General features: G+C 68.0%; 19 protein-coding genes. 9 read left to right on the top strand and 10 right to left on the bottom strand.

The features are described from left to right. Nucleotides 1–27 precede the first annotated feature (27 nt). From KF889_28430 to KF889_28445, 4 genes are read right to left on the bottom strand one after another with little or no spacing between them, the layout of a single operon-like run. Complete coding sequence (locus KF889_28430) at nucleotides 28–1,779, bottom strand: arginine--tRNA ligase (GenBank protein ID MBX3503390.1); 1,752 nt, start codon at nucleotides 1,777–1,779, stop codon at nucleotides 28–30. Nucleotides 1,780–1,831: 52 nt separating this feature from the next. Further along, complete coding sequence (locus KF889_28435; GenBank protein MBX3503391.1) at nucleotides 1,832–2,998, bottom strand: deoxyguanosinetriphosphate triphosphohydrolase; 1,167 nt, start codon at nucleotides 2,996–2,998, stop codon at nucleotides 1,832–1,834. A 29-nt stretch (nucleotides 2,999–3,027) separates the two neighbouring features. Further along, the gene (locus tag KF889_28440; protein MBX3503392.1) at nucleotides 3,028–3,459 is read right to left on the bottom strand and encodes a universal stress protein; all 432 of its coding nucleotides are present in this window, start codon (nucleotides 3,457–3,459) and stop codon (nucleotides 3,028–3,030) included. Between the two features lie 9 nt (nucleotides 3,460–3,468). After that, a complete protein-coding gene (locus KF889_28445) occupies nucleotides 3,469–4,263 on the bottom strand; it encodes a YjbE family putative metal transport protein (GenBank protein ID MBX3503393.1) in 795 nt (264 codons plus the stop codon). A 157-nt stretch (nucleotides 4,264–4,420) separates the two neighbouring features. Between KF889_28445 and gpt the strand changes: the two genes are divergently transcribed. From gpt to KF889_28460, 3 genes are all read left to right on the top strand, one after another. Further along, nucleotides 4,421–4,921 (top strand): xanthine phosphoribosyltransferase, encoded by a 501-nt coding sequence (gene gpt, locus KF889_28450; protein MBX3503394.1) that lies wholly within the window; start codon nucleotides 4,421–4,423, stop codon nucleotides 4,919–4,921. Between the two features lie 182 nt (nucleotides 4,922–5,103). Further along, the gene (locus KF889_28455; protein MBX3503395.1) at nucleotides 5,104–6,435 is read left to right on the top strand and encodes an FAD-dependent monooxygenase; all 1,332 of its coding nucleotides are present in this window, start codon (nucleotides 5,104–5,106) and stop codon (nucleotides 6,433–6,435) included. Between the two features lie 73 nt (nucleotides 6,436–6,508). Then, the gene (locus KF889_28460) at nucleotides 6,509–7,258 is read left to right on the top strand and encodes an SDR family oxidoreductase (protein ID MBX3503396.1); all 750 of its coding nucleotides are present in this window, start codon (nucleotides 6,509–6,511) and stop codon (nucleotides 7,256–7,258) included. Nucleotides 7,259–7,294: 36 nt separating this feature from the next. On the opposite strand, the gene KF889_28465 is transcribed toward KF889_28460, so the two are convergent. Further along, nucleotides 7,295–8,857, bottom strand: a complete 1,563-nt coding sequence (locus KF889_28465; GenBank protein MBX3503397.1) for an AMP-binding protein — start codon at nucleotides 8,855–8,857, stop codon at nucleotides 7,295–7,297. 22 nt (nucleotides 8,858–8,879) lie between these two features. Then, nucleotides 8,880–9,794 (bottom strand): alpha/beta fold hydrolase, encoded by a 915-nt coding sequence (locus KF889_28470; protein ID MBX3503398.1) that lies wholly within the window; start codon nucleotides 9,792–9,794, stop codon nucleotides 8,880–8,882. 73 nt (nucleotides 9,795–9,867) lie between these two features. On the opposite strand from KF889_28470, the gene KF889_28475 reads away from it, so the two are divergent. Next, nucleotides 9,868–10,563, top strand: coding sequence for a TetR/AcrR family transcriptional regulator (locus tag KF889_28475; protein MBX3503399.1), 696 nt, complete (start codon nucleotides 9,868–9,870; stop codon nucleotides 10,561–10,563). Here the strand turns inward: KF889_28475 and puuE are convergent. After that, nucleotides 10,472–11,386 carry an allantoinase PuuE gene (gene puuE, locus KF889_28480; GenBank protein ID MBX3503400.1) on the bottom strand — a complete coding sequence of 305 codons (915 nt, stop codon included), beginning with the start codon at nucleotides 11,384–11,386 and terminating at the stop codon, nucleotides 10,472–10,474. The genes KF889_28475 and puuE overlap by 92 nt on opposite strands. A 91-nt stretch (nucleotides 11,387–11,477) precedes the next feature. On the opposite strand from puuE, the gene KF889_28485 reads away from it, so the two are divergent. The 3 genes from KF889_28485 (at nucleotide 11,478) to KF889_28495 (ending at nucleotide 14,463) form a co-directional block, all read left to right on the top strand. Continuing rightward, nucleotides 11,478–12,725, top strand: a complete 1,248-nt coding sequence (locus KF889_28485; protein ID MBX3503401.1) for a Zn-dependent hydrolase — start codon at nucleotides 11,478–11,480, stop codon at nucleotides 12,723–12,725. A 10-nt stretch (nucleotides 12,726–12,735) separates the two neighbouring features. Beyond that, nucleotides 12,736–13,896 (top strand): ArgE/DapE family deacylase, encoded by a 1,161-nt coding sequence (locus KF889_28490; GenBank protein MBX3503402.1) that lies wholly within the window; start codon nucleotides 12,736–12,738, stop codon nucleotides 13,894–13,896. 165 nt (nucleotides 13,897–14,061) lie between these two features. Beyond that, nucleotides 14,062–14,463 carry a YcxB family protein gene (locus tag KF889_28495; GenBank protein MBX3503403.1) on the top strand — a complete coding sequence of 134 codons (402 nt, stop codon included), beginning with the start codon at nucleotides 14,062–14,064 and terminating at the stop codon, nucleotides 14,461–14,463. On the opposite strand, the gene KF889_28500 is transcribed toward KF889_28495, so the two are convergent. Together KF889_28500 and KF889_28505 are read right to left on the bottom strand one after the other, a co-directional pair. Beyond that, nucleotides 14,464–15,552: an acyltransferase gene (locus KF889_28500; protein MBX3503404.1), complete on the bottom strand. Its 1,089-nt coding sequence runs from the start codon at nucleotides 15,550–15,552 to the stop codon at nucleotides 14,464–14,466. A gap of 2 nt (nucleotides 15,553–15,554) precedes the next feature. Continuing rightward, entirely contained in the window at nucleotides 15,555–17,204 is a 1,650-nt protein-coding gene (locus tag KF889_28505; protein ID MBX3503405.1) for an AMP-binding protein, read from the bottom strand. A gap of 104 nt (nucleotides 17,205–17,308) precedes the next feature. On the opposite strand from KF889_28505, the gene KF889_28510 reads away from it, so the two are divergent. Next, a complete protein-coding gene (locus tag KF889_28510; protein ID MBX3503406.1) occupies nucleotides 17,309–18,439 on the top strand; it encodes a hypothetical protein in 1,131 nt (376 codons plus the stop codon). A gap of 51 nt (nucleotides 18,440–18,490) precedes the next feature. Here KF889_28510 and KF889_28515 read toward each other — a convergent pair whose 3' ends face one another. Beyond that, nucleotides 18,491–18,955, bottom strand: a complete 465-nt coding sequence (locus tag KF889_28515) for an Lrp/AsnC family transcriptional regulator (protein MBX3503407.1) — start codon at nucleotides 18,953–18,955, stop codon at nucleotides 18,491–18,493. A 108-nt stretch (nucleotides 18,956–19,063) separates the two neighbouring features. Here KF889_28515 and KF889_28520 point away from each other — a divergent pair, with 108 nt between their 5' ends. Continuing rightward, nucleotides 19,064–21,397, top strand: a complete 2,334-nt coding sequence (locus KF889_28520) for a transketolase (GenBank protein ID MBX3503408.1) — start codon at nucleotides 19,064–19,066, stop codon at nucleotides 21,395–21,397. The last annotated feature ends 3 nt before the right edge of the window (nucleotides 21,398–21,400 follow it).

A 21,400-nucleotide genomic window follows, 5' to 3' on the forward strand; every position in this document is an offset into this window, starting at 1 on the left:
TTGCCGGCAGCGGGTCTTTTTGAAACATCAACGCATCTCCTCGGCGGGGGTGACGCCGAACACTTGCAATCCTGATTGTATCACGAATCCAACCGCTTGTACCAACGCCATGCGCGCCAAGGTCAATTGAGAATCGGACTCAATGATGAACCGCAAGCCGGTTTCGTCCCGGCCCCGGGTCCAATGCGCGTGGAACTGCGAGGCAAGCTCGTAGAGGTAAAACGCCAGGCGGTGCGGCTCGTGGGCCTGGGCGGCCGCCTCGACCTGCCGCGGCCACTGAACGAGGGTCTTGATGAGCGCCAGCTCACCCGGATCGGTAAGGCGGGCCAGGGGAGCCGTCGACAGCGCCGCGGCGTCTGGTACCGGCAGGTTGGCCTGAGCCGCCTGGCGGAAGACCGAGCGGGTGCGCGCATGGGCGTACTGCACGTACCAGACCGGGTTGTCGCGCGACTGCTCGGTGGCCTTCACCAGGTCGAAGTCGAACGCCGCGTCGTTGCGCCGCGTCAGCATGGTGAAGCGCACGACATCGGGACCGACCTCATCGAGCAGGTCGCGCAGGGTGACGAAGGTGCCGGCGCGCTTGGACATGCGCACCAGCTCGCCGTTCTTCAGCACGCGCACCAGCTGGCAGAGCTTGATGTCGAGTTCGCCATTGCCTGCCGTGATCGCCTTGACCGCCGCCTGCATGCGCTTGACGTAGCCGCCATGGTCGGCGCCCCAGACATCGATCATGTCGGCGAAGCCGCGGCGGAACTTGTCGTGGTGATAGGCGATGTCATTGGCAAAGTATGTCCACGAGCCGTCCGACTTCTTCAGCGGCCGATCAATGTCGTCGCCAAACTGCGTGGCGCGGAACAGCGTCTGCTCGCGCTCTTCCCAGTCATCGGGCTTCTGGCCCTTGGGCGGCTCGAGGGTGCCCTGGTAGATCAGGCCCTGCTTCGTCAGCGAGTCGAACGCCGCGTCCACGGCTCCGCTGTCGACAAGAGAGCGCTCCGACGTGAAGACGTCCATGTGCACGCCGAGCGTCTCGAGATCGGCGCGGATGTCGGCCATCATCTCGTCGATGGCGAACTGCCGCATCGGCGCCAGCCATTCGCTTTCGGGCTGATTCGTCCACTTCGCGCCGTCGCGCTGGGCAAGCCTGATTCCCACCTCCTTGAGATACTCGCCCGGATAGAGGCCTGCTGGAATCTCGCCGATCTCCTGGCCCAACGCCTCGCGATAGCGCAGGAAGGTCGAACGGCCCAGCGTGTCGACCTGCGCGCCGGCGTCGTTGATGTAGTACTCCTTGGTGACGGCGTAGCCGGCCTTGCGCAGCAGGTTGGCCAGCGCATCGCCCACGACCGCGCCGCGCGCGTGCGCGACGTGCAGCGGCCCGGTGGGATTGGCCGAGACGTACTCGACGTTGACCTTGGCGCCCTTGCCGAGGTCGGAGTCGCCGTAGGCCGCACCGGCCTTCAGCAGTTCTACGAGATGCGCGCGCCAGAAATCGTCGGCGAGCCGGATGTTGATGAACCCCGGCCCGGCCACGGCCACCTCTGTGACGCTCGCGATCGAACGCAGCCGGCCTGCCAGCGCATCGGCGATCTCGCGCGGCTTCCTGCGCGCTCCCCTGGCAAGGACCATCGCCGCATTGGTCGCGACGTCGCCATGCGCGGCGTCGCGCGGCGGCTCGGCGGTGACGGCGGAGAGATCGAGGCCGGCCGGCAGCTCGCCGGCGGCTTCCATTGCACGGAGCGCGCCGATGATCTCGTCGGCGATGTGACGGAACAGGTTCATGGACTCAAGGGAAGCGGTTGCGGCAGTGGACAGGCTGGTCCTGATAACACGCTCAGGTGTACGGGTCGAACAGCCGTCGGTGCTCGTCGAGCGCATAGTTGTCGGTCATGCCGGCGATATAGTCTGCGACGACGCGTGCGCGGCCGCGCTGGTCGTGCTCGAGTGCGCGCTCGCGCCATTCGTCCGGCAGGCAGCGCGGGTCTGCGAAGAGCAGGCTGAAGAGATCGGTGACGACGCGGCTCGCCTTCGACTTCATGCGGTGCACGCGCCAGTGGAAGTACATGCGCGCGTAGAGGAACTTGCGCACGGCGCCGTTCGCCTCGGCCATCCCCGGCGAGAACGCCACGATCGGCCGGCCCAGACGGCGAATGTCCGCGACATCGCGTGGCGCCGCCTCGGCCAGGCGCCTTCGCGTCTCGCCGACAACATCTTCGACCATGACGTTGATCAGCCGGCGGATCGCCTCGTGGGTCAGGCGCCCCTCTTCGATCGCCGGGTAGCGCCGGCGGACTTCCTTGAACATGTCGCCGACCAAAGGCAGCGGCAGCAGGTCCTCGATCGCGAACAGGCCGGCGCGCAGGCCATCGTCGATGTCGTGGTTGTTGTAGGCGATGTCGTCGCTCAGCGAGGCGACTTGTGCCTCGGGCCCGGCGTAGGTGGCGAGATCTAGGTCCCACTCGCCGCTGAACTCGACGATGGCCGCCGGCAGGTCAGCCAGCGTCTTGTTGCCGGCAAGCAGCGGGCCGTTGTGCTTGACCGCGCCCTCCAGCGTTTCCCAGGTCAGGTTCAACCCGTCGAACTCCGCGTAGCGATGCTCGAGCTTGGTGACAATCCGCAGGGTCTGGGCGTTGTGGTCGAAACCGCCATGCTCCTTCATCGCCGCGTCGAGCGCCTCCTCGCCCGAGTGGCCGAAGGGCGTATGGCCAAGATCGTGCGCCAGCGCCAGGGCCTCGGCGAGGTCCTCGTCCAGCGCCAGCGTGCGCGCGATCGAGCGGGCGATCTGCGCCACCTCGAGCGAATGCGTCAGCCGCGTGCGGTAGTGATCGCCTTCGTGGTTCACGAAGACCTGCGTCTTGTGCTTCAGCCGGCGGAACGCGGTCGAATGGATGATGCGGTCGCGATCGCGCTGGAACGGCGAGCGGGTCGTCGTCTCGGGTTCGCGGTGGAGCCGTCCGCGCGAGACGGCGGCGTGCGTTGCCCAGATCGAAAGTTCGGCCATGGCCTCGATCCGCCTCGGCCGGAGGCGGCCTACTTCACCAGCGTGACGGGCACGTCGACATGCGCCAGCACATCCTGGGCCACGGAGCCCATGACAACCCCGGATATCCCGGAGTGGCCGCGCGTGCCGAGCACGACCTGCCTCGGTGCGATCTTGCGGGCGTATTCGCCGATGATTTCTCCGGGCCGGCCGACAAAGATATGAACCTGGGCTCGCACGCCGGCCTCTTCGCACAGGCGTCGGGCCGATCGCAGCGCCGCGTCACCCTGTTCGCGATGATAGTCGCTGATGGTCCCCCGATCGATGAAGGTCGACACCACGCCGCCCACCGGCGCCTGGACATTCACCAGGTGCAGCATGTCGGCGAACCCGCCGACGACCAAGGCGATCGCATGCTTCACCGCGCGGTCGGAATTGGCCGAACCGTCGACCGGAACGAGGATCGAGCCCTTGTCGCTCATGCCATCCTCCTAGTTCCGCTTGTCCGCGCTGGCGCCGTCGTCGCCGGCCAGATCGATCAGCTCCGGCGCCTGCCGCGCGAGCCGGGCCCGCCGCCGCCTGTCCAGAAGCTTGCCGACCACGACGACAAACACCGCGCCCGCCGCAGCGCACACATAGTGCGCATAGGGGATGCGCGCTTCCAGCCAGAAGGCGATCGTGCCGGGGGGCGCCACGTCGGCCTGGGGCGGCTTGCCATCGCTCGACATCACCTCGCCGCCGATCCAGCCCAGCAGCGCACCGCCCAGCACCACGAGGACCGGGTATCGCCGCAGCAGCGAGGTCAGCAGGGTGCTGCCGTAAATGATGATCGGGATGCTGATCAGCAGCCCGAGGATGACCAGCACGCCGTCGTTGTTGGCCGCGCCGGCGATGGCGATGGCGTTGTCGAGACTCATCACCGCGTCGGCGATGATGATGGTCCAGATCGCGCCCCACAAGTTGCGGCTGCCCCTGATGTTCCCACCACCACCGGCCTCGCCCTCGTCGTCCTGGGTCAGCAGCTTCACGCCGATCCACAGCAGCAGCACGCCGCCGACCAGCTTGAGGTACGGGACGCTCAGCAGCAGGCCTATGATGAACACGAAGACGACGCGCAGGGCGATCGCGCCGAAGCTGCCGAGGAGGATCGCCGGCTTGCGGTGGCGTTCCTCGAGGTTGCGGGCGGCGAGCGCGATGACGACCGCGTTGTCGCCGGCGAGAATGATATCGGCCACGATGATCTTGCCCAGCGCCGCCCAGAAGGCTGCGCTCGACAGGTCGGGCATCACGAAATCCATCTCGCTCCTCGGGCTCCAACGCGGCCGGACGGCAGGGCGGCGCACCATAGCGCGCGCCGCTCCACTGTAAACATCAAAGCGAAACGCTGTCGCCCGTTTCAGCCGGATGCTATCCCAGGCGCCTGGATGGCCCGAGGGGGAGGCGATGGCGGCGGCGACTTACAGCAAGATGTTTCCGGTATCGTGGACCGAGCTGCACCGCGATGCCAAGGCACTGGCCTGGCGCCTGGCCGACACCGGTCCCTACAAGGGCCTGATCGCCATCACCCGCGGTGGCCTGGTGCCGGCGGCAATCGTCGCCCGTGAGCTGGAGCTGCGGCTGATCGACACCATCTGCTGCTCGACCTACGAGAAGACGAAACGCGGCGCCAAGGTCGAGGTGCTCAAGGGTACGCGGGCCGAGGCCGACAAGGGCGAGGACTGGCTGATCGTCGACGACCTGGTCGACACCGGCGTCACCGCCGAGCACGTCCGCCAGCTGCTGCCCAAGGCGCATTTCGCCACGGTCTACGCCAAGCCCGCCGGCAAGCCGATGGTCGACACCTTCATCACCGAGGTCAGCCAGGACACCTGGATCCTGTTCCCCTGGGACCAGGAAGCGGTGATGTCGACGCCGATCGTCGAGCTCAAGCAGAAGCGACGCTAGAGCGGATCGGCGCCTCGCGCCAGTGAACAGCCTATCGTGAAAAATCGCCTCCGGCCGGATGGCGGTTGATCCGCTGTTTCGCGCGCGGTGCTAGCATCCGCCAACCGATCGCGGCCGTAGAAGGCACGGCGCCACAGGAGCGGAAAACAGCAACCCCGCCCAGCGCGATCGGCGGAGGCAGCGTGGCACGCAGGGGAGCACATGCCATCGTGATGGGCGGCAGCATGGCCGGGCTGCTGGCCGCGCGCGTGCTCGCCGACTACTACGACCGCATCACGGTCATCGAGCGCGACAGCGTCAGCGCGTGGGCCGAGCCGCGCAAGGGCACGCCGCAGGATCGTCACGTGCACGGCTTCTGGGCGCGCGGCCTGCGCACCGTCGAGCGACTGTTTCCCGGCATAATGGCCGAGCTGCATGGAGGCGGGGCGGTGCCCGGCGACGCCGTCGGCGACGTCAACTGGCACCAGTTCGGCGGGCTGAAGCTGCGCGCGCCGACGGGCATCGGCGCCACCCTGATGACGCGTCCATTCCTCGAAGGCCACGTGCGGCGCCGCGCGCTGGACTCGCCGACGATTCACCTGCGTTCGGGCACGACTGTCACCGACCTCACCACCTCGGAGCAGCACCGCCGCGTCAGCGGCGTCTATGTCCTGGGCGCTGGCGGCACGCGCGAGGTGATCGAGGCCGATCTCGTCGTCGATGCCACCGGACGCGGCACGCAGGCGCCACGCTGGCTGGAGTTCATGGGCTATCAGCGCCCGCCCGAGACGGCGATGCGCATCGACCTCGCCTACGCCACGCGCACCTTCCGGCGCCTGACCAACCTGCCCACCATCGGCCACATCATCATCGGCACGCCGCCGATCCTGCGGCGGGGCGGCTTCTGCTTCGCGGTCGAGGACAGTCGCTGGCAGGTGACCCTGGTCGGCTTCCTCGGCGAGGAACCGCCGACGGATCCGCAGGGCTTCACCGACTACGCCGCCTCGCTGCCGAATGCCGAAATCCACGAGGTCGTACGCTCCTGCGAGCCGCTCGACGACATCCGGCTCTACAAGTTCGCGTCGAACCTGCGCCGCCACTATGAGCGCCTGAGCGCCTTTCCCGAGGGCTACCTGGTCATCGGCGATGCGCTGTGCAGCTTCAATCCGGCCTATGGCCAGGGCATGACGGTGGCGGCGCTGGAGGTCGAGGCGCTCGAAGCCTGTCTCGCCGGTGGCGTTGCGCCGGGGCAGATCGCAGCGCAGTTCTTCAGGCGCGCCGCCCAAGTGATCGACGTGCCCTGGCGGCTGACCACCGGCGAGGATTTCCGCTTTCCCCAGGTGATTGGCAAACGTCCGCCCCTGCTGAGCCTGCTCAACGCCTATGTCGCGCGCGTGCATCACGCCGCCACGGTCGACCCCGTGGTCTGCCGCGCCTTCTTCGAGGTCGCCTCGCTGACATGCCGTCCCGAGCGCCTGCTGGCGCCGGAGATCCTCTGGCGCGTGCTGACCGCGCGCCCCGTTCTCAGCACCTGATCCCGCCGCTGCGCTTGCAGCCACCCGTCGATTCAGCCCATGGTTCAGCCCGTCCCAGGGGAAGGAGCGCTCAATGGCTAAAGTCGCCCTCGTCACCGGCGCGGGGTCAGGCGTCGGCAAGGCCGCCGCGCTGGCGCTGGCCAAGGAAGGCTTCGATGTCGGCCTGGTCGGTCGCCGCGCGGAGATGCTCGAACCCGTCGCCACCGAGGCGCGCGCCGCAGGTGTGAAGGCGCTGGTGCTGCAGGGCGACGCCGGCGACCCCAAGCAGGTCAAGGCGATCTTCGCCAAGCTCAAGGACGGGTTGGGCCGCATCGACGTACTGTTCAACAACGCCGGCACCGGCGCGCCGCCGATCCCGATGGAGGACCTGACCTACGAGCAATGGAAGGCGGTGGTCGACATCAACCTCACCGGCTCCTTCCTGTGCGCGCAGGAAGCCATCCGCATGATGAAGGCGCAGACGCCGCAGGGCGGGCGCATCATCAACAACGGCTCGATCTCCGCTCACGCCCCCAGGCCGCGCTCCGCCCCCTACACCGCCACCAAGCACGCCATCACCGGGCTCACCAAGGCGATCTCGCTCGACGGCCGCGAGTTCGACATCACCTGCAGCCAGATCGACATCGGCAACGCCGCCACGCCGATGACCGAGCGCATGGCGCGCGGCGTGCCGCAGCCCGACGGATCCACCCGCGTCGAGCCGACCATGGACGTGCAGGCCGTCGCGCGCGCGGTCGTCTACGCCGCCACCCTGCCGCCAGACGCCAACATGCTGTTCATGACCGTGATGGCGACCAAGATGCCGTTCGTCGGACGGGGATAGCCTTCCGTCTCCCGCCTGCGCGCGAGAAGGACTGGCCTATCCCACCATACGCTCTCTGCCCGCCCAGTACGTGGCGCGCAGGACCTTCTTGTCGACCTTGCCGACGGCGGTGAGCGGCAGCTGATCGACGAACTCGACCCGCTTGGGCGCCTGCTGCGGACCCTTGCGATCCTTGACCAGCTGCATCAGCGCTTCGGCCTCGACCCTGCCGCCCGGCTTGCGCACGATCAGCGCAGTGACCGCCTCGCCCCATTTCGGGTCGGGTACGCCGATCACCGCGGCCATGGCGACGTCGGGATGCGACGTCAGCGCGTCCTCGACCTCGCGCGGGAAGACGTTGAAGCCGCCGGTGACGATCATGTCCTTCTTGCGATCGACGATGTAGAGATAGCCCTGCTCGTCGGCGCGCGCGATGTCGCCGGTGTGCAGCCAGCCGCCCTTGAAGGCTTCCGCCGTCTGCTCCGGCCGCTTCCAGTACGACTCGATGGTGTAGGGCGAGCGCACGCAGATCTCGCCCGCCTGCCCCATCGCCACCTCGTTGAGATCCTCGTCGAGCAGCTTGACCTGCACGCCGGCCACCGGCGCGCCGCAGGAGGCGAAGAGCTCGGGCCGCTTCGCATCGTGGTCCGCCTTGCGCAGCACGCTGATCGGATAGCATTCGGTCTGCCCGTACAGCTGCGAGAACACCGGGCCGATCCGCTCCAGCCCCTCGACCAGCCGCGTCGGCGACATCGGCGAGGCGCCGTAGAGCAGCAGCTCGAGCGAGGAGAGATCGGTCTTGTCGAGCTGCGGATGGTCGAGCAGCACGTAGATCATCGTCGGCACGAGCAGGGTGAAGTTGATGCGCTCGCGCTCGATGGTCGCCAGCACCTTCGCCGGGTCGAATCCCTTCATCAGGTGGATGGTGCCGCCCAGCATCAGCGCCGGCGTCACCTTGGTGCCGGCGACATGCGTGATCGGCGCCACGGCGAGATAGCGGGGATCCCTGGGGAACTCGAAATCGGCGAGGATCGAAGGCGTGATCGCGCCGGCCGAGTGATGGCGGCGGATCGCACCCTTGGACTTGCCGGTCGTGCCGCCCGTGTAGTTGAGGATGGCGTAATCGTGCGGGTTGGTCAGGTCGCATGCGCTCGCCTCGCCGACCTTCTCCGCCGCCGACAGGAGGTCGGTACCGAAGGCGGCTGTGCCCAGCGTGAACACCGTCTCCAACCGCAAGGCGCGCGCCGCGAGCTGGCCCCCACGCTCGGCGTAGGCCGGCACATCGACGATCAGCGCATCCATGTCGCCGTCGTCGATCTGCTCGAGATGATCGTCGATCGAGCCCAGCGGATGCAGCCACGTGATGACGAGGCCGAGCGCGCCGGCGGCAACGCCGGCGCACCAACCCTCGACGCGGTTGGCGCTGAGCAACGCGACGTGCGTGCCATGCTTCAGCCCGGCCGCCGCCATCGCCGCCTGCATGCGGCCGATCAGGGACAGTGTGCCAGCGTAGCTGATCGACCCGCCATCCCAGGCGAAGGCCGTACGGTCGGGAAAGCGGCGCAGCGCGCGGAACACCAGGCTCGTGCCGGTCGGCGCGTCGTAGAGCTGGTTGGTCATCGAGCCATTTCCCTCCCGCGGATCATGCCGCCTCATCTCTGGCGATGGGCCGCGCCTCCGGCCGCAGGTGTTCCGTCAGGAACGCGATCTGGTCGGCGACGATCCGATCGATGTGCGGCGGATGGTACACTTCGAAATGATCGGTGTCGTAGTGGCGGGTGATGCCTCGCGGCGCCTCGTTCGCCACGCGGACCGCGATGGCGGGATCCATCAGGGTCTCGCGGTCGCTGACGCACACCAACAGCGGACAGCGCACTCGGCGCGCCATCGACGCGGCGTCATAGAACAGCAGGGTCAGGCCAGCCGCGGCCTGCACGCGCGGATCGAAGGCGTAGCCCTCGGGCACTACCGAGTGCCAGCCCTCATAGGCGCCCGGCAGGTTGACGAAGGCCCTCTCGCCGGGCCGGCCGACGATCGGCACGTAGCGACGCGGCAGGCCCAGGGCGCCGCGCACCAGATCCGACACGATCGGACCCGTCAGCCGCAGCAGGTGCGCCGGCCCGGCACTGAGCGCCGGCGCCCTGCCCTGCAACACCGGGCATTGCACAATTGCCACCGCGATGTCGGCGCGCCGCGCCGCCGTCGCCACGACGTGGCTGGCGCCGAACGACGTGCCCCAGAGCGCGATGCGGTTGGCGTCGAGCTCAGGCCGCGTACGCACGAAAGCCAGCGCCGCGTCGATGTCCTCGAAATAGCGCTTCAGGCTCATCAGCTGGCGGGGCTCTCCGTCCGACTCGCCGAGATGGCGGAAGTCGAAGGCCAGCACGGCGAAGCCCACGGCCGAGAAGCGCCGCTCGTAGCGATCGAGAATCATGGCATGCGTGGCGCCGCCGCCATGCACCAGCACGATGACCGGGTGCGGTCCCTCGCCGTCCGGCAGCGTCAGCCACGCCGCACAGTTCTGCCCGCCCGAGCGGAAACTCAAACGCATGGTCATCGGTCGCTCCATTGAGTACGGTGTACGTGTACCCCTGTGTATCACGTACATCGTACGTAAACAAGAGGCTCCGATGCCCGCTCCAGCCCGATTCACGCGCGCGCAACTGCAGCAGGCGGCGCTCGACCTGGTCGACTCGCAGGGCGTCGCGGCCCTGTCGATGCGGACCCTGGCGAGCGCGCTCGGCACCGGACCGATGACGATCTACAATTACGTGCGTGATCGCGACGCGCTCGATGAGCTGGTCGTCGAGGCGGTGCTGGCAAACGCCCGGTGGCCTGATGCAAGCGATGATTGGCGTCGCGACGTGCGGACCATCGTGCAGGCGATGTGGGACGCCATCGACGCACACCCCCATGCGGTCCCGCTCATCCTCAGCCGCCGCACGCTGCATGAGGGAACCCTGCTGCCCGCCGAGGCCCTGCTAGCGGCGCTGTCGCGCAGCGGCCGGTCGGGGCCGGCGCTGCTGGCGGCGTTTCGCGCCGTGCTGGGCTTCGTCACCGGCCTCGCGCAAGTGCGATTGGCGCGCCAGCCGGGCGACGATGATCCCGACATCGCACGGGCGCGGGAACTCGACCCGGCGCGCTTCCCGAAGCTGTTGGAGATCGCCGACGCAGCGGCATCTGTCGATCCCGACTACGAACTGCGCGCCGGCCTCGACATCATCCTGGCAGGGCTCAGCCCGGCGGATGCACCGTCGTCCAGTGGCGCGCGATCTGCTCGCGGGTCGCGACCCAGACGCGCTCGTGGCTCAGCACATGGTCCATGAAGCGGGCCAGGGATGCGGCGCGCCCCGGCCGGCCGGCGAGGCGGCAATGCAGGCCGATCGACATCATCTTTGGCGCGCCCGCCTTGCCTTCCGTGTAGAGCGTGTCGAAGGCGTCCTTCATGTAGTTGAACCAGCCTTCGCCGGCCGAGAAGCCCGGCGGCACCGCGAACTTCATGTCGTTGACGTCGAGCGTGTACGGCACGATCAGGTGTGGCGCGCCCTCGACGCGCACGTAGTACGGCAGGTCGTCGGCGTACGAATCGCTCGAGTAGAGGAAGCCGCCGTTCTCGACGACGAGCTTCAGCGTGTGCTCGCTGAACCTCCCGGTGTACCAGCCGACCGGCCGCTTGCCGCAGGCCGCCTCGATGGCGCGGATCGCAAGATGCATGTGGTCGCGTTCCTCGGCCTCGCCGAAATCCCTGTAGTTGATCCAGCGATAGCCATGACTCGCCACCTCGTGGCCCGCGTCGGCCATGGCGCGGCCGGCGGCGTGGTTGAGCTCCAGCGCACGGCCCACGGCCCATGACGTGAAATGGACGCGGCGCTGGGCGAACAGGCGCAGGATGCGCCACAGACCCGCGCGCGCGCCGTACTCGTAGACCGACTCCGTGCTGAAATCGCGATGGCCGATCAGCGGCTGACCGCCCGGCACCTCGGTGAGATAGACCTCGGAGCCCGGATCGCCGTTGAGGATGGTGTTCTCGCCGCCTTCCTCGTAGTTCAGCACGAAGCTGACGGCGATGCGTGCGCCGCCGGGCCATTGCGGGTCGGGCGGATTGGGTCCGTAGCCGTGGAAATCGCGCGCGAGATAGTTCAGCGCCATCGCCGCCTCCGACGGCCGCTGATTGTCGCGCGGCCTCGCCGCCTGTATAGCAACGGACGGGGCAAATCACAGCGGATGGAGTGCGGACGCCATGGACAGCGTCGATCTCGCCACGAGTGCCGTGCGAGAGGATCGCCTGTGGCAGCGCCACGCCGACATGGCCAGGCTGGGCGGCACGCCAAAAGGCGGCGTGAACCGGCAGGCGCTGTCCGCCGAGGATGCAGCTGCCCGCAATCTGCTCATGTCATGGGCAACGGCGCGCGGCTTCTCGATCTCGACCGATGGCATCGGCAATCTCTTCGTGCGTCGCGCCGGCACCGATCCCGCTGCGCGAGCGATCCTCAGCGGCTCGCACATGGACAGCCAGCCCACCGGCGGCCGCTTCGACGGCATGTACGGCGTGCTCGCCGCCTTCGAGGCGTTGGAGGCACTGGAGGACGCCGGCGTGCCGACCAGGCGGCCGGTCGAGGCGGTGGCCTGGACCAACGAGGAGGGCAGCCGCTTCCAGCCCGGGGCGATGGGATCGGCCGTCTTCGCCGGCCACTACGACCTGCAGACGATGCTCGAGGCGAAGGACTGGGATGGCGTGGTGCTCAGGGACGCACTGGCGCAGACGCTGGCCGCCGCGCCCGCGCCGGCACGCCCGGCAGGCAACGCGCTCGACGGCTATGTCGAGGTGCATATCGAGCAGGGACCGCGGTTGGAGGACGCGCGCAAGACCATCGGCGTGGTCACCGGTATCCAGGGCAGCCGGCGCTATATCGTGGCGATCACGGGTGAGGAAGCGCATGCCGGCACGACGCCGCGAGCGGCGCGCAGGGACGCGTTCGTGTCTGCCGTCGCGATCGCCGGCGCGATGCAGGCAGCGACCCGCGACACCGAGGACACGCTGCGCTTCACCGTCGGCCGCGTCGAGGTCTATCCCGGCTCGCCCAACACGGTGCCGGGCCGCGTCACCTTCACCATCGACATGCGCCATCCCGAGATGGCGGCGCTCGACCGCTACGAGGCGAAGCTGCACGAGGCCCTGGCACAGCATGCCGCGCCCTGCACCGCCACGATCGAGCGGGTCACCAACGTGGCGCCGACGGTGTTCCACAAGGAGGTCGTCGACCTCGTGCGCAGCGCCGCACAGCGCCTGATGCTGCCCAACATGGATATGCCCTCGGGCGCCGGCCACGATGCCATGCATATCGCCCGGCTCTGCCCCACTGGCATGGTCTTCGTGCCTTGCGAGCGGGGCATCAGCCACAACGAGATCGAGAATGCCACGCCCCAGGACCTCGCTGCCGGCACCCGCGTGCTGGTCGAGACGCTGGTGCGCCTGGCCAACCGCTGAGGATCCATCCATGCCCGCTCTCGACAAGAGCCTCGTTTCGATTCTTTCGGACCTGATCGCGATTCCCAGCCCCTACCCGCCCGGCGAGAGCGTCGGCATCTGCGCCTATGCCGCCAGGCGCCTGAAGGCTGCCGGCTATCAGGTCGAGACCGTCACCAAGACGAAGAAGGTCGATAACGTCGTTGCGCGGATGAAGGCCAAGACCAAAGGAGCCAGCGTCGTCTTCAACGCGCATGTCGACACGGTGGGCGTGGGCGAGCGCGCCAACTGGAGCACGGATCCGTTCAAGGCGGTGCTGAAGGCCGGCAAGGTTTACGGCCTGGGTGCCGGCAACTGCAAGGGCAGCATGGCGGTGCAGCTCTGGCTCGCCGAGGAAATCGCGCGACGCGGCGGTCCGGCCGCCGGCGAGGTCGTCTTCACCTTTGTCGCCGACGAGGAGAATCTCGGTCCCGACGGCATGGCGCATCTGCGCGCCACAAGGAAGGTGAAGCCCGATGTGCTGATCCTCGGCGCGCAGACCGAGAACCAGCTGATCGTCGCCGAGCGTGGCGTGCTGTGGGCGCGCATCACGACGAAGGGCAAGGCGGCGCATGCCGGCAACCCGGCTGCCGGCGACAACGCCATCCTGCGCATGATGCATCTCGTGGCCGTGCTGCAGACCTATTACGACAAGGTGCTGCCCGGCCGCGTGTCGGGCGCGATGAAGTCGACGGTCAACGTCGGCATGTTCCATGGCGGGCACAACACCAACGTGGTGCCCAGCGCCTGCACGGTCGAGATTGACCGCCGGCTGCTGCCCAACGAGAAGGTCAAGGCCGCCTTCACCGAGCTGAAAAAGGTCGTCGACTCGTCCGGCGAGCCGCGCGGCAGCTACAAGGTCGAGTTCCTCACCGGCACCAACGGCTTCTTCGCGCCGGAGAGCGGCCGGGGCGTCGACGCCTTCGAGAAGGCCATCCGCGCCCGTCTGCGCAGAGGCGCGAAGTTCCTCAACGCCACCGGCGTCAGCGACGGCCGCTATTTCGCCGACGACGACATCGAGATCATCAATTTCGGTCCCGGCTCGGGCGCGCAGGGCCATGCTGCCAACGAAAGCGTGCCGGTTTCGCAGATGGTCGACGCCGCGCACATCCAGCTCGCCGTCGTCGGCGCGCTGAACGGACTGGCGGGCTGAGTTGTGCTCGACGGGGCCGGCGTACCCTCGAATACACCGCCGTCGAATAGCGGTGTCACGCACACGGCTTCTTTCCAGCTCGACACCGATGACGTTGTCGGCGCGTTGCGTTCGCATTGGCGAACGATGGCCGGCTGGACGTTCTCATATGCGTGCATAGCAATCATGTGGATCGCGGCGGCCGGCGCATGGCTATGGGGCGGTTCTCTTGTTGCCGCGTTAGCGTTGACGGGCGGCGCGGTTGGCGCTCCCGTCTATCTTGCCGCGATTTACTGGCTGTATCTGCCCAAGGTCGGACGCCGTCAGTTCGCGCAATACGCCGCCTTGCGCGACGCCGCCGAGATGTCGTGGGATTCTGTGGCCGTGACGTTCTCATCGGTGAGATACACGTCGCGTACAAGCTGGTCTGACTATCGACGCTGGGCAGAGGACAGTCGTGTCTATCGGATATACCCGGTCGATGGGCAGTATCACGTGATACCCAAGCGCGCCTTCACGTCGCCGGCCGATGAAGCCGCCTTCAGGGCCTGCCTGGAATCGATTGGCAAACCCGCCGTTCGCGGTTAGTCAGGTGGTTGCGAATCGCGTTCTCAGGCGCAGGGCCGGCCTCTCCACCCATTCATAGAGTGTGCGGGCGATTGCCAGCGTCAGTCCGAAGGCGATGATCAGGAGCAACCAGCCGGGCAGATCGACGCCCAGGGTCGAAGGCGCGCGCGACACCAGGAAGATGATCGGCAGGTGGATCAGGTAGAAGCTGTAGGACCAGCGCCCGATCATCGCCATCGGCCCCGTCGCGCGGCCCAGCGAATCGGTCGGCCGGGCGACGGCGCGGCAGATCAGCAGCATGCAGACGACGTCGACGGCGGTATAGCCCCAGATCAGCTGCGCGCCGGCATCAGTCGGCGAGAACCACAGCGCACCGTCCATGGTTCCCGTGGTCAGCCAGCCCAGCACAATGGCGAGGCCGGTGGCGGCCAGGATGACGTAGCCGCGGCCGAGCCGGGCGCACAGCGCCGCCGGCAACAGGTTGATCAGCGCGCCGAAGGCGAAGGCGTCGATGTGGGTGAACCCCGCGACGTACACCGCCTCGTGCTTGGCGGTGAAGTATTGTGGCCAGTGGTCGATGACGATCGCCAGGGCGGCGCGGACGACCGGGCCGGCGACGATCATGACGAACAGCGCGGTCGCCAGCCCGCGCCTCCCGAGGACCAGCACGACGAAAGGAAACAGCAGATAGAACTGCTCCTCGACCGCGAGGCTCCAGGTCGGCCCCATGACGGGATCGAACACGTAGGCCGAGGAAGCATGGAAGAAGTTGGAGGTGTAGGTCCACGCCCACGGCAGCGGATCGAGCAGCGCGCGGTCGCGCGTGAGCATGGCCACGGCGGTGACGACCAGCAGGAAGACGATGTAGACAGGAAAGATGCGGATCGTCCGCCGCCAGTAGAACGAAGCCAGCGCCGATCTCAGCGGCAGCTCGCGGTCGGCGAGCTCGAGCAGCCGGCCGCCGATCAGGTAGCCCGACAGCACGAAGAACAGCGATACGCCGGTCCAGCCGGTCGAGAACTCCTTGCCGATCAGGAAGCGCGTGTGAAAGGAGAAGACCAGCAGCGCGCCGAGCGCGCGGAACGCGTCAATGCTGGCGTTGCGTTCCATCGCTACGCGGTCTTCTGCGCCACAAGGCCGCGCTGCCTGATCTCCTCGTCGCGGATGATGAATTTCTGCACCTTGCCGGTGATGGTCATCGGGAAGGAATCGACGAAGCGCACGTAGCGCGGGATCTTGTAGTGGGCGATCTGGCCCTTGCAGAACTCGCGGATCTCCTCGTCGGTCGCGCTCTCTCCGTCGCGCAGCTTGATCCAGGCGCAGACCTCCTCGCCGTACCTCGGATCGGGCACGCCGACGACCTGCACGTCCTGCACCTTGGGATGGCGGTACAGGAACTCCTCGATCTCGCGCGGATAGACGTTCTCGCCGCCCCTGATCACCATGTCCTTCAGGCGGCCGACGATGTTGACGTAGCCCTCGGCGTCCATGGTCGCGAGATCGCCGGTGTGCATCCAGCCGCCGACATCGATCGCCTCGGCGGTCTTCTCCGCGTCGTTCCAGTAGCCGGTCATCACCGAGTAGCCGCGGGTGCAGAACTCGCCGGTCTCGCCGCGCGGCACGATCCTGCCCTCGCCGTCGACGATCTTGATCTCGATATGCGGCAGCACCTGGCCGACGGTCGAGACGCGGCGCTCGACCGGATCGTCGGTGGCGCATTGCGTCGAGACCGGCGAGGTCTCGGTCATGCCGTAGGCGATGGTGACCTCGTGCATGTTCATGCGGCTCTGCACGCGCTTCATCACCTCGATCGGACAGGGCGAGCCGGCCATGATGCCGGTGCGCAGGCTCTCCAGGTCGAACTCGGCGAAACGCGGATGATCGAGCTGGGCGATAAACATGGTCGGCACGCCGTAGAGCGCCGTGCAGCGTTCCTCGGCACAGGCCTGCAGGGTGGCCAGTGGATCGAAGGCCTCGGCGGGATACACCATGGTCGAGCCATGAGTCAGGCAGCCGAGGTTGCCCATCACCATGCCGAAGCAGTGATAGAGCGGCACGGGAATGCACAGCCGGTCCTCGGGCGTGAGCTTCAGGCCCTCGCCGACGAAGAAGCCGTTGTTGAGGATGTTGTGGTGCGAGAGCGTCGCGCCCTTGGGAAAGCCGGTCGTCCCTGACGTGAACTGGATGTTGATCGGATCGTCGAACTGCAGGGTCGGGCCTATATCGGCCAGCGCCGCCTTCTCGGCATTGCCGCCGGCCACTGCGATGTCGTCGAAGTTCAGCATGCCCGGCGTCTTCTCGCCGCCCAGCCGCACGATGTGCTTCAGGTGCGGCAGCTTCTTCTCCCGCACGAGGTCCTCGACGATCTCCAGGTAGTTCGAGGTCTTGAGCGAAGGCGCCAGGATCAGCGCGCTGCACTCGACCTTGTTCATGGCGTACTCGAGCTCGGCCCGGCGGTAGGCCGGGTTGACATTGACCAGCACCAGCCCGGCCTTGGCGGTGGCGAACTGCGTCAGCGTCCATTCCGAGTTGTTGGGCGACCAGATGCCGACGCGCTCGCCGCGCTTCAGCCCCAGCGACAGCAGGCCGGCGGCGAGATCGTCGACCCGGCGCGCCAGCTCGCCCCAGCTCCAGCGGATACCCTGATGGCGCACGACCAGCGCCTCGCGCTCGCGATAGGCCGCCACCTGGCGATCGAAGAAGGCGCCAATGGTCTCGCCGATCAGCTTGGTCCTCGATGTGCCGTGGTCGTAGGACAGCATCTGCTTCTCTCCCGCTGCACTTTCCTTTTGCGGCTCACCCTACAACAAGGCCGCTGGTTTGTGGTATTGTGCCGACAATCAACCAAGAGCGCCGAATTCCGCCCATGCCATCGATCCGGCTGCCCCTAGTCGGCGCCCTGCTCCTCTCCTTGTCGGCCCTGCCGGCGCCATCGTCGGCGCAGCCGCTGGCCGCGACACCACCCGTCCTCACACCCGCCGATTGCGTCCATCCGACGCCACCGGTGCGGGTCGCGACGCGGATCCTGTGCTCGGCCGTCGTCATGACCCGGCTCGCGCAGCGCATCGACGAATCGGCGCGGGCATTGCGGCTGAGCATCACGCCCGACGAGCGCTCGCGCTTCGACGAGGATCAGGCGGCGTGGCTCTCCGGCAGCGCGTCCGCCTGCCAGGCCGACGGCACGGGGGACCTCGATCCCGCCCGCGAGGTCGTCGCGCGCGACTGCCTGCTGGTGCGGTTCAGCAACCGCCTGGCGGCGATGCGCCATATGGTCGGCACCTGGCGGGCCGCCGTCATGCGCGACTGCGCCTACGCCGCGCGCGCCCTGTCGGCCGCCATCCCCGCCCAGCGCACCGTCGCGCTGACCTCGCGCATCAGGCGATACGAGGACACCGCGGCGGCCCTGCGCTACCTGGCGCACGCCCACAGCGCCGAGTTCGTCAGCGGCAGCGATGTGGAGACCCGTCTGCGCGCCGAGATCGCCGCCGAGGGCGAGGCCCGCGTCGCGCAGCGCGTGCTGGCCACTCTCGCCGAATGCGACAAGAAGCACGACACCTACCAGGGACGCGTGCCGGCGACGCCGGTGGCCGGACCGGCCAATCCCGCGACCCAGCCGCCGCAGACCCTGGCGGCGCTGGCTCCCTCGCCGATCCGCGCGCTGTGCAACGGCCTGGCGGCCGAACGCGAGGCGCTGGATCGCTGCATGACGCGCAAGGCGGTCGCCTACTACGAGGGTCGGCTCGCCGAGGCCGGGCGACAGGCAGTCAATGGCGGCGTCGTCCCGCATCCGCAGACCCACGAGACCTGGGCCAGCTATCGCGACCGCCACTGCAGCTGGAGCGTGGCGCACGTATCGGACGAGGATCGCGTCTCGCATCACGACCGCTGCCTGCTGTCGCTCGCCGCGCGGCGCGACCTCGAGCTGCGCGACGCGCTGGCTGCCCGCGAGCGCTATCGCGCGCCGACGCCGGCCAAGCCCGCCGACAAGGGAAACTAGGGCAGGTTCCTTCTCGCCGCCTTCACGGAGTCGGACAAAGACCGGCTCGACTCATCGCTCCAGCGGCAGCGCCGCGCCCTGTTTCACCGGGCGCAGGGCGAATGAGCTGCGGATCTGGGCGATGCCCGGGATCTTGGTGAAGTCCATGACGAAGCGCTCGTAGGCGTCGAGGTCGGGCACGACGACGCGCAGCAGGTAGTCGCTGTCGCCGGTCATCAGATAGCACTCCATGACCTCCGGCCGGCTGGCGGCGGCCCGCTCGAAGGCCTGCAGCGACTTCTCGACCTGGGTGCTGAGCGACACGCTCATGAAGACGTTGACCGACAGGCCCACGGCGCGGGCATCGACCTGTGCCGCATAGCCCTTGATGACGCCGGATTCCTCGAGCGCCTTCACGCGCCGCCAGCACGGCGAGGAGGACAGGCCGACGCGCTCCGCCAGATCGGCGTTGCTGATCCGGCCGTCCTTCTGCAGCTGGCCGAGAATGCGCCGATCGATGGCGTCTAGGGAGATCATACCTGGAATCCTTAATTCTCAGGAATATTCTACCCTTCACGCGGGCTACATCAACACAAACGCAAGGACTTGCCCGACATCCCGGCGTATGCCTCCCATATGACCACCATGGCCCCCATCCAGCGTCTGCGGTTCCTGCGCGAGCTGGAGCGCAAAGTGCTGTGGCTTTCGGCGTGGACCATCCACCACGCCAACCACATCCGGCCCAACCGCGACGGCCTGAAGGTCGGCGGGCATCAGGCCTCGTGCGCCTCGCTGGCGACTATCATGACTGCGCTCTATTTCGCGGTGCTGCGGCCCGAGGACCGCGTCGCGGTCAAGCCGCACGCCTCGCCGGTGTTCCACGCCATCCAGTACCTGTTCGGCCGCCAGACGCGCGAGAAGCTCGAGCGCTTCCGCGGCCTGGGCGGCGCGCAATCCTATCCCTCGCGCACCAAGGACACCGACGACGTCGACTTCTCGACCGGCTCGGTCGGGCTCGGCGTGGCGATGACGTTGTTCTCCTCGATCGTGCAGGATTATGTGCGGCTGAAGAAGCTGGCGCCCGAGCGGCCGATCGGCCGCATGATCGCGCTGGTCGGCGACGCCGAGCTCGACGAGGGCAATGTCTTCGAGGCCCTGCTCGAGGGCTGGAAGCACGACGTGCGGAACCTGTGGTGGGTGATCGACTACAACCGCCAGAGCCTGGACTCCGTGGTCAACGACCGCCTGTTCGGCCGCGTCGCCGAGATGTTCGAGCTGGTCGGCTGGCGCGTCGTGACGCTGAAGTACGGCCGCAAGCTGGAAGCCGCCTTCGCCGCTCCCGACGGCGAGCATCTGCGCAAGTGGATCGACGATTGCCCCAACTCACTGTACTCGGCGCTGGTCTACCAGGGGGGCGCGGCCTGGAGGGAGGCGCTGAAGCGCGACCTCAATCGCTTCCCCGGCGTGCGCCGCATCCTCGAGACGCACGACGACGAACAGCTGCACGCCCTGATGACCAACCTCGCGGGATTGGACATGCAGGCCGTGCTCGACGCCTTCGAGTCGGTGGACGACGACCGGCCGACCTGCTTCATCGCCTATACCATCAAGGGGCACGGCCTGCCCTTCGCCGGCCACAAGGACAATCACGCCGGCCTGATGAACCTCGAGCAGATGCGCGACTGGCAGGCGCGCATGGGGGTGCCGTCGGGATCTGAATGGGAGCCCTTCGCCGGGCTCGAGACCGACGCCAAGGAACTGCGCGCCTTCATCGACAAGGCGCCGTTCAACCGCCAGGGCGCACGCCGCCTCAGCGCGCCCGAGATCGCAATTCCCGACTCACTGCCGCCGCCGCGCGAGAAACGCACCAGCACGCAGGCCGGCTTCGGCCGCATCCTCGACGAGATCGCCGCCGCCGGTGGTCCCCTGGCCGAGCGCATCGTGACGACCTCGCCCGACGTGACGGTGTCGACCAATCTCGGCGGCTGGGTGAACCGCAAGGGCCTGTTCGCACATACCGCGGCCGAGGACGTGTTCCGCGAGCTCAAGGTGGTCTCGGCCCAGCGCTGGAGCCTCGATCCGCGCGGTCAGCATGTCGAGCTGGGCATCGCCGAGAACAATCTCTTCCTGCAGCTCGCCGCGCTGGGCCTCTCGCACGAGCTGTTCGGCGCCCGCCTGCTGCCGATCGGCACGCTGTACGATCCATTCATCGCCCGCGGCCTCGACGCCCTGAACTACGCCTGCTACCAGGATGCCCGCTTCATCCTCGTCGCCACGCCCTCGGGCGTCACACTGGCGCCGGAGGGCGGCGCGCACCAATCGGTGTCGACTCCGCTGATCGGCATCGGCCAGCCCGGCCTGCTGAGCTACGAGCCGGCCTATGTCGACGAGCTGGCGGTGCTGCTGCGCTTCGGTTTCGAGCATCTGCAGAAGCCCGAGGGCGGCTCGCTCTACCTGCGCCTTTCGACCCGCCCGCTCGACCAGCCGCAGCGCCCGCTGAGCCCGGAACTGGCGCGCGATATCGTCGATGGCGGCTACTGGCTGCGTCCGCCGGCGCCCGACGCCGATCTCGCCATCGTCTGCATGGGAGCGGTGACGCCCGCGGCGCTGGAAGCGTGGGACAGCGTCGTCCGCGACTTCGCCGGCACCGGTCTGCTGGTCGTCACCTCGCCCGACCGCCTGCACCAGGACTGGCTCGCCGCGCAACGCGAGCGCGGCCGCACGACGGGTCGCCTGTCGCGCGAACCGGCGCCAGTCGAGCGCCTGCTGGCGCCGCTGTCGCGCAACGCCCGGCTGGTCACCGTGCTCGATGGCCATCCGCTCACCCTGTCGTGGCTGGGCTCGGTCGGCCCGCATCGCGTCATGCCGCTGGGCATCGAAAGCTTCGGCCAGTCCGGCGACATCCCCGACCTCTATGGCAAGCTGCGGCTCGACGCGGCGGCGATCATCGACGCGGTGGCGGTGGCGGTCGGCGCCTAGCGC

The organism is Alphaproteobacteria bacterium, assembly GCA_019635875.1.
Lineage (GTDB): Bacteria > Pseudomonadota > Alphaproteobacteria > Reyranellales > Reyranellaceae > JAFAZJ01.